The organism is Chitinophaga agri, from assembly GCF_010093065.1.
Taxonomy (GTDB): domain Bacteria; phylum Bacteroidota; class Bacteroidia; order Chitinophagales; family Chitinophagaceae; genus Chitinophaga; species Chitinophaga agri.
Genome location: NZ_CP048113.1, coordinates 5,907,026 through 5,920,262, shown reverse-complemented (window position 1 = coordinate 5,920,262; position 13,237 = coordinate 5,907,026). Strand labels below are relative to the sequence as shown.

Annotated in this window: 11 protein-coding genes; 4 read left to right on the top strand and 7 right to left on the bottom strand. The window is 44.8% G+C overall.

Annotated features, from left to right (window positions below; translation table 11 throughout):
• Nucleotides 1-68: 68 nt before the first annotated feature.
• The gene (gene tamL / locus GWR21_RS23800) at nt 69-2,501 is read left to right on the top strand and encodes a translocation and assembly module lipoprotein TamL (RefSeq protein ID WP_162334133.1); all 2,433 of its coding nucleotides are present in this window, start codon (nt 69-71) and stop codon (nt 2,499-2,501) included.
• Between the two features lie 84 nt (nt 2,502-2,585).
• On the opposite strand, the gene truB is transcribed toward tamL, so the two are convergent.
• Nucleotides 2,586-3,287 carry a tRNA pseudouridine(55) synthase TruB gene (truB, locus tag GWR21_RS23795; RefSeq protein ID WP_162334132.1) on the bottom strand — a complete coding sequence of 234 codons (702 nt, stop codon included), beginning with the start codon at nt 3,285-3,287 and terminating at the stop codon, nt 2,586-2,588.
• 102 nt (nt 3,288-3,389) lie between these two features.
• On the opposite strand from truB, the gene GWR21_RS23790 reads away from it, so the two are divergent.
• Nucleotides 3,390-4,187, top strand: coding sequence for a class I SAM-dependent methyltransferase (locus tag GWR21_RS23790; RefSeq protein WP_162334131.1), 798 nt, complete (start codon nt 3,390-3,392; stop codon nt 4,185-4,187).
• Nucleotides 4,188-4,521: 334 nt separating this feature from the next.
• Here GWR21_RS23790 and GWR21_RS23785 read toward each other — a convergent pair whose 3' ends face one another.
• The 3 genes from GWR21_RS23785 to GWR21_RS23775 form a co-directional block, all read right to left on the bottom strand.
• A complete protein-coding gene (locus GWR21_RS23785) occupies nt 4,522-5,256 on the bottom strand; it encodes a shikimate dehydrogenase family protein (RefSeq protein WP_162334130.1) in 735 nt (244 codons plus the stop codon).
• A gap of 10 nt (nt 5,257-5,266) precedes the next feature.
• On the bottom strand, nt 5,267-6,031 hold the full coding sequence (locus GWR21_RS23780) for a phosphosulfolactate synthase (protein ID WP_162334129.1): 765 nt from the start codon (nt 6,029-6,031) through the stop codon (nt 5,267-5,269).
• A gap of 279 nt (nt 6,032-6,310) precedes the next feature.
• A complete protein-coding gene (locus tag GWR21_RS23775; RefSeq protein ID WP_162334128.1) occupies nt 6,311-7,741 on the bottom strand; it encodes a tetratricopeptide repeat protein in 1,431 nt (476 codons plus the stop codon).
• Between the two features lie 152 nt (nt 7,742-7,893).
• On the opposite strand from GWR21_RS23775, the gene GWR21_RS23770 reads away from it, so the two are divergent.
• Nucleotides 7,894-8,277, top strand: coding sequence for a hypothetical protein (locus GWR21_RS23770; protein WP_162334127.1), 384 nt, complete (start codon nt 7,894-7,896; stop codon nt 8,275-8,277).
• A gap of 91 nt (nt 8,278-8,368) precedes the next feature.
• Here GWR21_RS23770 and GWR21_RS23765 read toward each other — a convergent pair whose 3' ends face one another.
• The 3 genes from GWR21_RS23765 to pafA form a co-directional block, all read right to left on the bottom strand.
• Nucleotides 8,369-9,031: a hypothetical protein gene (locus tag GWR21_RS23765; RefSeq protein ID WP_162334126.1), complete on the bottom strand. Its 663-nt coding sequence runs from the start codon at nt 9,029-9,031 to the stop codon at nt 8,369-8,371.
• Nucleotides 9,032-9,142: 111 nt separating this feature from the next.
• Entirely contained in the window at nt 9,143-9,922 is a 780-nt protein-coding gene (locus GWR21_RS23760) for an enoyl-CoA hydratase/isomerase family protein (protein ID WP_162334125.1), read from the bottom strand.
• A gap of 96 nt (nt 9,923-10,018) precedes the next feature.
• On the bottom strand, nt 10,019-11,710 hold the full coding sequence (gene pafA, locus GWR21_RS23755) for an alkaline phosphatase PafA (RefSeq protein ID WP_238429970.1): 1,692 nt from the start codon (nt 11,708-11,710) through the stop codon (nt 10,019-10,021).
• A 120-nt stretch (nt 11,711-11,830) separates the two neighbouring features.
• Here pafA and GWR21_RS23750 point away from each other — a divergent pair, with 120 nt between their 5' ends.
• Nucleotides 11,831-13,072, top strand: coding sequence for an aminotransferase class I/II-fold pyridoxal phosphate-dependent enzyme (locus tag GWR21_RS23750; RefSeq protein ID WP_162334123.1), 1,242 nt, complete (start codon nt 11,831-11,833; stop codon nt 13,070-13,072).
• Nucleotides 13,073-13,237 lie beyond the last annotated feature (165 nt).

Below are 13,237 nucleotides of genomic sequence, written 5' to 3'. Positions count from 1 at the left end.
CCCGGAACTGGTTTCTATGGAAATAAACTGAAACAAGACTCTAACTATTAATAATTGTATTGACTCTGATGCAGCAGCGGCCACATAGTTCCCTTTTTATTTATCTGAACTATTCGATCTTCCTGATCATATCTCTGGCACTGGCTGCTTGTTCCAATACCAAATACCTGCAAAAAAATCAGGCATTATACATCGATGCTGATGTGGAGGTTAAAGGGGAAGCTTCTTCCGTAGATAAGCAGGATATCCGCAGTTCACTGACCTCCAAGCAACTGATGTTGCAGCAACCCAACACCTTATTTGTAGGCACCCGTTTCAAGGTATGGCTCAATAACCAGAAAGAGAATAAGAAAAAATCAAACTGGTTCTGGAACCTGATGCTGTCAGAGCGTAATCTGGAGAAACCGGTTATCTACGATTCCCTGCAAACAAAAGAATCGGTTAAACGCATGCTGAGCTATCTGAATAATCAGGGCTATTTCTATGCAACGGTCAATTATAAGGAATCGATCAAAAGACAGAAGGCGACGGTCACCTACAATGTGAATACCGGTAAGAACTTTGTGATCAATAAGATCTACTACGAAATACCAGATACCAATCTCCAGAAAGTGGTCAAAGAAGGTGAGAACCTTTCCGTTATCAAAACAGGAATGGCCTATAAACAGGAGTTGCTGGGCAGTGAGCGCGAAAGGCTGCTACGCCTGGTCCGCAATGCCGGTTATTATAAATTTGACCGTGATGCTATCGAATTTGAGATCGACACACTGCATAAAACCCTGTTTCGCAACCTGATGAACCCATTTGAAGGCATTGTGAACGTGTATAATGAGCGGAAAGGGATGGACAGACCTAAAATGGATATCAGTGTCCGTATCTGGCATCCGGAAGATTCCTCCATCCGTTATCAGAAATATGTGATTGACAGTGTTATTGCCTACCCGGATTACCCGGTGTATGGTAATAATGCGGATTCTATGTTCAAAACAAATCAGCAGAACGAGCTGACCATCCGGTACAGACAGAACATCCTGAAACCATCCGTACTGAGCCGGTCGGTAATACTGAAGAAAGGTGAAATATTTTCCCAGCAGCGTACGAATGATGCGATCAATCGCCTGTATGATCTTGGCGCATGGCAGTTTGTGACATTGCAATACCGTGAGCGGACAGATACGCCCAACACATTGAGCACCTACATTTTCCTGACACCTAAACGCCGTCAGGAAATAGGTGCTAACTTTGAGATCAGTACCAGTTCCGACTACCTGATTGGTAGTGGTGTCAGCCTGAACTACAAGCACCTGAATATAGCCCGTTCGGCTACTCAGCTGAGTGTAAGCCTGAATACAGGTGTTGAACTGATCCGCTCACAGGGAAAATGGATGTTACAGTCACAGGAGATCGGTGGACAGGTCAGCCTGATATTCCCCCGCTTCATCACTCCTTTTAATATTGCACAGGGCACCCGTTCAGCGGTAAAAACAAGGCTGACAGCAGGGGTGGATTATCTCACCCGTTCCTCTAAATTTTATATTTCCAATATAAACGCATCTTTCGGTTATGAATGGAATGCGTCATTATATAAACGGTGGATCGTAAAACCGATCTCACTGAACTATGTGGGTGTGAACCTGAACCCTGTGTTCAAAGAGACCGTTGTAAATGAGAATCCTTACCTGAAAAGAAGTTTTGAACCAGCATTTATCGGGGGGGAGAATGTCACCTACATCTACAGTAACAACGATGTATTACATAAGAATCATTACTCCTACTTCCGTGCGAATGTAGAAGAATCAGGTGCATGGCTGAATGGTATCAATAGTCTGTGGGGAACTATTGCCAGCAATGGTAAAGACCTGGAGTCTATGACCAATATGCCGATCGCCAACTTTGTGAAGCTGGAGGCCGATTACCGGCATTACTGGACACTGACCAGTCATACCGTACTGGCTACCAGGAGTTATGCCGGCGTAGGTATTCCCTATGGCAAATCGGATGTAATGCCTTATATCCGTCAGTTTACAGCTGGTGGCCCTAACAGTCTCCGCGCCTGGCGACTCCGTACACTGGGACCAGGTAGATTCAAAGATAGTTCGCCTACTGCCAGCACCTTCCCTGACCAGACAGGCGATATGAAACTGGAGGGTAACGTAGAATACCGTTTCGACCTGCTGCGTTTGTTTGATGGCAGTGTTAACCTGAAAGGGGCAACATTCCTGGACTTCGGTAATATCTGGATGCTGAGAAAAGATACTACACGCCCGGGTGGGGAATTTAAACTCGGTAATCTGTACCGCGATCTGGCAGTAGGCACCGGTGCCGGCTTACGACTGGATTTCTCGTTCTTCCTGATCAGGATAGACTGGGGAATTCCGGTGAAAGTGCCTTATTTTACGGGCAACAAGAGCGGATGGTACCTGAGTCAGTGGCAACTGGGTAACGCAGGGTGGCGCCGGGATAATATTATCTGGAACGTCGCAATTGGTTATCCGTTCTAATCAGTTTTTATTTGACTGTTGTATAATAGAAAACGCCTGACCATACGATCAGGCGTTTTTATTGTTGAATAACTTACGTGCTGTTTATTGCTGCTCTTTCACTTTTCCCTTGCCTACCTCTTCGATGAACTTGTCCATCTCCCAGGCATTTTCCAGTTTAAAATCGCCTATCCTTGTTCTGCAAAGGCTACTCATATATCCACCTACCCCGAGTGCTGCACCAAAGTCGTTGGATAAGGACCGGATGTAGGTACCCGTGCTGCATACAACACGGAAATGTATTACGGGCATTTCAATCGCTGTAATTTCAAACTCTTTTATGAAAACGGTGCGCGGTTCTACTTTTACTTCCACTCCTTTCCTGGCCAGTTCATAAATAGGTTTACCATTCTGTTTGATGGCGGAGTGAATAGGTGGCAACTGCTGCTGTTCACCGAGGAACTGTTTGGTCACCTCGTGTATCATCTGTTCCGTAATGCCGTCTATTGATTTGAAATCGGTCGGTTCCGATTCCAGATCATAGGTAGGTGTCACTGCACCGATGGTAAAAGTGCCAGTATATTCCTTTTCCTGTGCCTGGTATTCATTGATCTTTTTGGTCATTTTACCAGTGCAGCAGATCAGTAATCCCGTTGCCAGCGGATCAAGGGTCCCGGCGTGACCGGTCTTAGCTTTTGTGGTGTTCCTTATCTTTCTTACAACATCGAAAGACGTCCATGTCAAAGGCTTATTGATCAGTATCACCTGTCCCTCTTCGTAGATATTTTTTTCAGCAGTCTGATTCATCCCGCAAAGATAATAGAAACAGGGACGCCGCATTCACCGGATGAAGAGAGGATACCGTAGAAAATATGTGCTTTTTCATTATTTTCACACAATTTTCATAATATGTCTTTAGTACAACACAGCAACGCGAATGTCAGATACCAGCAACAGGTGGATAACTCCATCAACTATGTGCTGCCTTTTATAGATGCAGCCATGCCGGTAACTCCCGACCTCCGGATAATGGAAATAGGCTGTGGTGAAGGAGGCGTATTGATACCTTTTCTGGAAAAAGGTTGTCATTGTGTGGGTGTGGATCTGTCGGATGACAAGATCGCACTGGCACATGAGTACCTGAAAAAGTATGTAGATGCCGGCAACCTGCAGCTCATTAACAAAAATATCTACGATGTGGATTTTCTGGGTGAATTCAGAAACTCCTTTGATCTTATCATTTTAAAAGATGCGATAGAGCATATTCCTGACCAGGCGAAAATTATCGGTTACCTTAAGAACCTGCTGACTCCCCGCGGCCAGGTATACTTCGGATTTCCACCCTGGTATATGCCACACGGCGGTCATCAGCAAACCTGTGTTAATAAGGTGGTGAGCATGCTGCCTTATATCCACCTGCTGCCTAATCCGCTTTATAAAGGAGTATTACGTGCCTTTGGTGAACCGGATAATATCGTTACCGAACTGATGGAGATCAAGGAAACAGGCATCTCCATTGAGCGGTTTGAAAAGATCGTGAAGCAACAGGGGTATCATATTACAAAAAAGCAGTTCTATCTGATCAATCCTATTTATAAATACAAATTCGGACTGAAACCGAGACTACAATTTGCGCCTATAGCATCGATACCGTTTATAAGGAACTTCCTTACAACGTGTGTGTACTATATGATCAAGAATAATTAGCCTCCCGGTTTCTATTAAAATAAAAGAGGAAGGGGTATCAAAGTAGATTTGATACCCCTTCCTCTTTTTTATGCCCTGAAAAGCTTCCTTCGCCGTTGCTTTAAGGCCACCAAGAGGTCACTTTAAGGTCACCTCAAGGGCACTTCAATATCCCGGGGATATTGAAGTGCCCTTGAGGTGACCTTAAAGTGACCTCTTGGTGACGGTTTAGTGTAGAAAAAGAGCCCTCAATTCATGCCGGAGAAAAGGGCATAAAAAAGGCGTATCAGTGCTACTTGATACGCCCGGCTTCTTATTGAATAATTCTTTTAACCTGGTATAAGGATACCCTTGATCACTGTTGGTTCCATATCTCCCAACTGGCTTCTGCCTGTAGGATCAGCATCTCGTGCCCATTTTTTATGGTAGCTCCCCTGTCCGCCCCTTTTTGCAGGAAGGTGGTAACAGCAGGATTGTAGATGAGATCATACAGCAGGTGACGGTCAGTCAGCTGATCATATGGTATCGCGGGAGCTGCTGTCACATTAGGATACATGCCCAGTGGCGTTGTATTGATAATCAACGTATGGGAGGCCATTGTGTCAGTGTCCAGCTGTTCGTAACTGATAGTATCGGCTGAAGCCTGACGGCTGACTAGCTTATAGGGGATGTGCAGGCTTTCCAGTACAAATTGTACGGCTTTGGCAGCACCGCCGGTACCGAGTATCAATGCTTTGTTGTGATGTGGTTTGAGTAAAGGTTCGAGCGACCTTCTGAAACCGATGGCGTCTGTGTTGTAACCTATTTTACGGCCATCTTTAAAGTGAATGCAGTTGACTGCCTTCATTTGCGTGGCGGCAGGACTTAATTCATCCAGATATGGTATTACAACTTCCTTATAGGGGATGGTCACGTTCAATCCCTGTAACTCTGGCTGTTGGGCCAGCAATGCAGGTAATTCATCAATAGCAGGAATTGGAAAACTGTCATAGATGCATTCCTGAATGCCCTCCCTGCTAAACTTTTCCGCAAAAAAGCCTTTGGAGAAAGAGTGACTCAGCGGATATCCTATCAGACCATATACCTTCATAAAGACCAGATTATGCTTGATCGAGGAACAGGTGGAAAGTATCTCCTCTCAGACCCACGCGCATAGCTTCCAGGGAGATCACTTCGTGAGGAGCCAGGTTACCCAGGTTCACATTACAACCGATCAGTTCCAGGAAATATAACTGCTGTGCTTTCTGCGGAGCTTCCCAGATAATTTTTTCAGATGGGATCTTGGTCAGGATCTCCTGCACCAGCCCTTCTCTTACTTCACCGGTACCGCGATAGATACCTACGTTACCGCTTTCACGTGCTTCTGCAATTACATAGGTGGCGCCAGCATTCAATTCTGCGTTCATCAGTTCGATCCATTTGTAGGGAGGAATGATGTGTTCTGCATCTTTGGACCCTACTTCGCTTAATACGAGTGCTATTTTGGACAGCTTCTCAATGTAGCCGCATTTCTCCGCGTGCGGGATGGTAATAGAGCCGTCGGAAACTTCAATATGTTTGATACCATAATCCTTGATCACATTAACGAAATCGTCAAACTGGTTGCGGATCAGGAATGCTTCAAATAAGGTACCACCGAAATAGACAGGTATGTTGGCGGCTTGATATAATTCTATTTTCTGGCGCAGGTTAGGAGTAACGAACGACGTTCCGAAACCCAGTTTCAGGATATCAACGTGAGGAGACGCTACCGATAAAAAATTCTTGGCTTCTTCCAAACTTAGCCCTTTATCCATCACCATAGTTAAACCATGGGTACGAGGTTTCTTTGTCCGATCGGGAATTTGTGTCAGATTAAAATTCATTTGAACGTTTTTTTATCGTCTTGATTGTTTGGAAACCAAACAACTATACTTCACTGGTTTTCCGGAATAGGGAACTGCCCATCTTTATTTAAACCGGCGCAAAATTAACACATTCCGGTTAAAGAGTCTCAAATAAAGGTTTTTATCAGAAATAAAATTTCATGCTCCATAAAACAGTACATATCAATATCTTAAAACGAAAAATGCGTAATATATGGTGCTACATTACAGCACATATATTACGCATTTAAGGAACCTGAGCTCCTGATTATCGTTCGTTTACTTCGTTTTTTTGCTTCGTTTGTACCGGGTAACAAGTTCGACAATACCCGGATGCTGGAGCAATGTCGGATCGAGCTCTATAAGCTTTTTCACGTGTTTCGGATTCATCTGCAGAGCCGTTTCCAGCTGGAGCATTCCCTCTTTGGACTTACCGGTGGCAAACATAATAGCCGACAGGTAATACTGCAATACGGGTTTGTGTCCTACTTTCTGGACAGCGGCATTCAACTGTATCAGGGCTTCTTCGAAGAAACCGGAGATATAGAGCCCGCGGATGAATTCCTGCCAGGTAGTGATACTGGAGGGTCTCAGACGTACAGCGGCCAGCAGGTGGATCAGGCCTTCCTTGTTCTTGTCCATTTCGATATAACACTGACCTAAAGCGATCAGGTATTCGGCGCTGTTCTTATTGATCTTGATAGCGCTCATGATGGATTTGATGGCATTTTCCCAGTTAGATTCCGTCATGTAGGCTACCGCGATCTTATAATAGAGCTTATCGTCGCTTGGACTTAGGTGGGACGCTTTACGATAATAATAGCGGGCCTGGGTGTATTTACGCTGGCGTTCGTAGCAGTGCCCGATCGCTTCATAAATAACATCCTCAGGTTTAGCAATTTCGAGGTGCTTTTTGAGCACATCTATTGCATCCGCATACTTGCGCAGGCGGATGTAGGCGTCACCCATATTACGGTAGGCGTAGTCGAATTTCTCATCGATCACGATAGCGTACTGATAAGCATCGATCGCCTTTTCGTAGAGTTTAAGTCCCTGATAGGCAGTACCCAGATTGAACCAGGCGAGCTGGTTGTAGGGGTGTTCGTTAATAATATTGGTATGAAGACGGATGCTTTCTTCGTTCCGGCCTGTAAATTCCGTCCAGAAGCAGATCTTATGCAGCGCTTCTTCATTGTTGGGAGCGTGTTCAAGTGTCAGGCGGAGACAGTCGAAAACCTTTTCAAACTCTTCGCAGTCATCATACACATCGGACAGTTCCAGCAGGAGTTCAGTCTTATCGTCCCCTTCGAATACAGCTATCTGTTCTTCCAGCAGTGCAGCGGCCTTATCGTGCTGGTTCATAGCAAGATATACATCAGTCTGGAGGATATAGAGATTAATATCTGTGCTATCCAGTATGGCTGCTTTTTCAAGCAGGTCCATTGCATCCTGATATTTCTTTGATTCTATTAGTAGATTAGCTTTTTTCAGTAAGAGAGTGGACGAATAAGGAAACTGTTCTATAGCTAGTTCAGCAGCCTGCATGGCATTAGGAAGCTCGTCATGCTCATCATAGTAATCTATGATCAGTTCGAAAGAATCCTCGTCGAGAAAGGAGTGAGATTGCCCAGCTTTCAGGTTTTCAAACTGCTGCAACAAGTCTTTTATCTCCTCAAAATCGTCGTTTAAAAATGGAAAGTCTTGATTCATTAATGTAAATATAAGTATTTTTCGATTCGGGGCATTATTAGCCGCACCAAGGAGAATAGTTAAAAATATTTAACATTACTTTAGGAATTTTACGTATCTTCGTTAAGGATTTGTTATATAATATATAGAAAAGTTTGTACATTTGTGATACAATGAAACAGAGAACTAACATATTGCATACCTTTTCATTGTCTTTCTTATTGGCGGGACTTCTGGTAATCACAGGGCTCACTGCTACTGCGAATGATAACATAACCTCCGATAATAAAGACAAGATAAAGAAGAACGAAACAAAACTTGCCCTGGCAAATATGTCAGGTAAGACTAACCTGAGCCTGGATGCAGGATTTCGTTTTAATGGCGCGATGAGCTCAAATTTTAAACTGTCGGACAATAATTCCTATAATTTTAAGTCAGTAATGACGATTAAAAAAGGGAATGTGACATATGTATTACCATATGCCACGCAGATCCAGCCGCCAGTTAACATGAATTTCCATCAGTTGCACATTTCACTGCCACTCCGGAAGAACTAATCATTCATTTACTTTGCATTTTAGCATAAAAGAGAAAGGTCCTGTATCACACAGGACCTTTCTCTTTTATATCTTTTGGATAATGCTGTTATCAGCTACCCATTTTCAGCAATTCTTCACGGCTGATCTCCTTATAACCCGTCTTCGGTGCATCAAAATAGGAACCGGGTATAGCATAAAGATCAACTTTAGTAGCGACAACGTTCATACGGGAGCCATTTTTGTTAATGATCTCGAACTGCAGGGGAAGCCCTTTCAGATTGATAAACCGGCGATTATACTGTTTGTTTTCCGGCACCAGGTCAGTCGTGTAATACACCTCGAAAGTCTGCCCATCCGCCATTTTACCAATGGCTTTCTTACAAGTATATCCCGCAATCTGTTTGGTGTCGGTGGCATCTTTGAACTGCACCTGGGCATATTCTTTCAGCTCCTTGGCATATTCTTCCTTACCGGCCCTGATAAGGTATTTATCGCCGTGGTTATCGATAAGTGTGACTACAGATTCGTCTTTGCTATTAATTAGATAGCTGTAGTGTACCATTTTAAAATCGATATCTACCCTGCTGAGATGTCCTTTCATGTATTGGGTCAGTGTACCACCCTCAAAAGAAGGATCCGCCTGCGCAGGCGTTTCGATTCTGTAAACAATTTTTGCGTCTGACACCAGTCGCTGCGCGAGCAGGCTACCGGAGACCAGCAAACAACATACGAGTGTTAAAAGAGCTTTTTGCATGACAGTAATGTATTTCATCCGCATTGTTTTAAAGTGAAGGCCGGATGTCACCTTGCATAACGCTTCCTGCTGTATAGGTATGGATTATGCTGTGGCTTTTACAGGTATAAATGAAAAAATCATACCGGATTACCAAACCATCTTTTCCTTTGCCAGAAAGGCATTTATACCCCTTTGACAATCAGTATGTTCCCTTGTTTCTGCGTTTAGTTGCGCGGCCTGTTCAAGGGCGTTTTCTATAGGTTGATCGAATACGGCCGTAATCAGTCTTTTAGTTACTTTCAATGAATTGGCGGAAGCGCCTGTACACAGTTCTGCTGCTACTTTGGCAACATGGTCCGCTATTTCATCAGCCGGCACCACTTCATTCAGCAAACCATAGGTTTCCGCTTTGGCGGCAGTAATTAACCGGCCTGTCAACAGCAGTTCACGGGCGCGCCCCTCTCCTATTTTCCTAACCAGGAATACAGACACCAGTGCGGGAATAAAACCAATTTTCACTTCGGTATACCCGAGCTTTGCTTCCGGCACGGCGTAGCTAAGATCGCAGAGCGTAACCAGTCCGCAACCACCGGCAATGGCATGTCCTTCTACCTGGGCGATCACTATCTTATTGTGATAATAGATCTGCTGCATGAGCTGCATCAGTTCTTTAGAATCGGCGAGATTTTCTTCTCTTGTATTGCGTTGGAGTTGCTGAAGATATTCGAGGTCTGCGCCGGCACAAAAGGCTTCACCGGCGCCCTTCAGGATGATAACTTTTACTTCGGGATCTGACTCGGCTTCACTGAAAGCCTTACGCAGTTCTCCTACTATAGCGCCATTAAGCGCATTGCGTTTTTCCGGACGATTCAGCGTGATCGTGGCTACACGCGTGGTGACATTATACAGGATATGTTCGAAAACCATTGTTATCGGATTAGCGATTTCAGATCGCGGAATGAATATAACAAGAACTTGTTAAATTCCGCGATCTGAAATGAGCTGTTATCCGAATTGCTGTTATTATCGTGCAACTTCTTCTATGACATGTCCGACATTACCGCTAGGCATCTGAATGTGTAGCATAGCAGCAATGGTAGGAGTGATATCTGTCATACCCATCGTACGGTTACTCTTACCTGCATGAACACCCCAGCCCATGAATACCAACGGGATGTGTGCATCATAGGCATACCATAAACCATGTGTTGTTCCAGTTTTACCGCCATCGATATATCCGGGTTGCAGTACGAACTGTATATCACCACTACGTTTTCTGTTAAAGCCGTTTGCCATCATTGTGCGCATGGGTTCAGGCAGTGTAGTGGTCATCAGGTTTTGTAAAGGGAAGGCATTGCTGATAGCAGGATCTTTCAGCAATGTGTTAATGAGGAAATCACGGACATCAGTTGCTGATTTCCCTGCCTGGCTGATCGCATCGTAATTCAGGTATAACTGATAGTTGCCGGCACCTTCAATCGCCTTTTCTACTCCAAACTGTTCTTTGGCCAGTTTGTTCAGGTCACTGACTGCTTTTCCTTCTGACCAGCTGGCACCCGGCAGTTTGTTCTCCTGCATAAAACCAGGTACGTGTGCTACACCATGATCAGCAGTAATAAAGAACAGGTATTGTCCTTTGCCTACTTTTTCGTCCAGGTATTTGAAGAATGCAGCCAGGTCTTTGTCGAGGCGCAGGTAAGTATCTTCTACTTCAACAGAGTTAGGCCCGAACTGGTGACCTACATAGTCAGTAGAAGACAGGCTGATAGCCAGCATATCGGTTACGCTGCCTTTACCCAACCCATATGCCTCCAGTGCTTTTTTGGCAAATTCCAGGGTCATGGTGTTACCAAAAGGCGTAGAGGAGATGGATTTGAAAGGCGTGCCTTTATCCCCACCCAGGTTATGCGGAAAGGTAGGGTTCACGGCTGGCTTAAACGGACCCTCATAGGGCTTGTTATCAGCAGTACTTAAGGTATATGTTTCTATCGGATACAGGGGCGTCCATGGCTGGCTGAGGTAGCGGGCGGGCCATTTCATGCTGTTGAAATCCGTAGCCCAGTCAGGCAGCTGAGTCATGTAATAAGTGCTGGTTACCCAGTTACCCGTGGTGCCGTCATACCAATAGGCAGCGGTAGCGCTGTGACCGGCAGGCAGGATAGCGCCACGGTCCTTGATAGCGACACCTACAACCTTACTCTGGAAGTTATTCGAGAGGCGCAGTTCATCACCAATAGTGGTGACCTGCATATTACGGGGACTCATTTTACCGGCATTGGACGTACTACCCACCGTATTTACGGTAGAGTCTTCTGCGCAATATACATCTCTGCTCAACTCTCTGTTATACCAATCATTGCCTACGATACCGTGCACAGCAGGCACCGAACCGGTGTATATGCAGGTATGACCACAGGCGGTAATGGTGGGGGTATAATTAATTAGCGTATTTTCGCAGGAGAATCCATCTTTTAATAACCGCTTAAAACCACCATCAGTATAGCGGTTAGCATAGCGATATAGATAGTCCCAGCGCATCTGATCTACTACGATGCCCACCACCAGTTTGGGACGGTTAATATTCTTCTGAACAGCGGGTCTGCTCCATGCGGTCGCCTGACCTGGTTTTGGTGAGGTAGCCTTCTGGGCATGAAGCGTTTGTGTAACCAACAGGGTTGCCGTAATACAAACACACGACAAGAACTTACAATTCATAATTCTTAAATACATTATTTATTATTCACATTTTCAAAGGTAACCCAAGTTTACAAAAACTAATATTTTAATACCTTTGCGTGGGTTTTCGAATGATCACTCTTAATTATTATTTAACATATGGATATTTTTGAGAAACTGCTTAAGCACATGGGCCCTATAGGCGAGCACTCTGACAGAGCTCATGGCTACTTCGCGTTCCCTAAACTGGAAGGTGAAATTGGTCCCCGTATGAATTTCAGGGGTAAAGAGAAAATTGTATGGAGCCTGAATAACTACCTGGGATTGGCTAACCACCCCGAGGTACGTGCTACTGACGCCAAAGCAGCAGCGGATTACGGTCTGGCCACTCCAATGGGCGCCCGTATGATGAGTGGAAACACTAATTTCCATGAAAAGCTGGAGAAAGAATTATCCGAATACATGGGTAAAGAGGACACTACCCTGTTGAACTATGGTTATCAGGGCATTATGAGTGCTATTGATGCCATTTGCAGCCGTCACGACGTGATTGTGTACGATGCTGAGTGCCATGCGAGCATCCTCGATGGTTTGCGTTTGCATCCGGGAAAACGTTATGTATTCAAACACAATGATATAGCTGACTGTGAAAAGCAGTTACAACGTGCAGAGCAACTGATCAAAGGTACACCCGGTGGTATCCTGGTGGTGACTGAAGGTGTGTTTGGTATGGCGGGAGATCAGGGTAAACTGAAAGAGCTCGTTGCGCTGAAAGAAAGATATCAGTTCCGCATCTTGGTAGATGATGCCCATGGATTTGGTACAATGGGTAAAACCGGTGCTGGTACAGGTGAAGAACAGGGCGTTCAGGATCAGATCGACCTGCTGTTCAATACCTTCGCAAAGTCAGGTGCATCCATCGGTGCATTCATGAGCGGTGATAAAGCGATCATCAATTATCTGCGCTATAACATGCGTTCTCAGATCTTCGCAAAATCAATTCCTTTACCACTGGTGATCGGACACCTGAAACGCGTAGAGCTGATGCGTAAGAATCCGGAAATGAAGGCGAAACTGTGGTCTAATGTTAATAAACTGCAGCAGGGACTTCGTGATCGTGGCTTCAATATCGGCAGAACGAATTCTCCGGTTACGCCAATCTATCTGCAGGGTGATATTCCTGAAGCAACAGCTATGTGTCTGGACCTGCGTGAGAACTACAATATCTTCTGTTCGATCGTAGTATATCCGGTTATTCCTAAAGGACAGATCATCTACCGTCTGATCCCGACAGCAGCACATTCTGACGAGGATATCGAGCTGACACTGAAAGCATTCAGCGAGACCAAAGAAAAGCTGGATAAGAAAGTATATGAAGTAGCTGAAATACCAATGGTATAATAGGTTAAAAGATAAAAGAAGGCCTGGATCAGTTGATCCGGGCTTTTTCTTTTTATACCTATACTACCTTAACCTTGTCAGCTGAACGGCTTATGATCCCAATTCGACCTTTCGTGACCCGAAACCGACAGTTCGTGTACTTTGTTTAAAACAGGGTTAAAATAC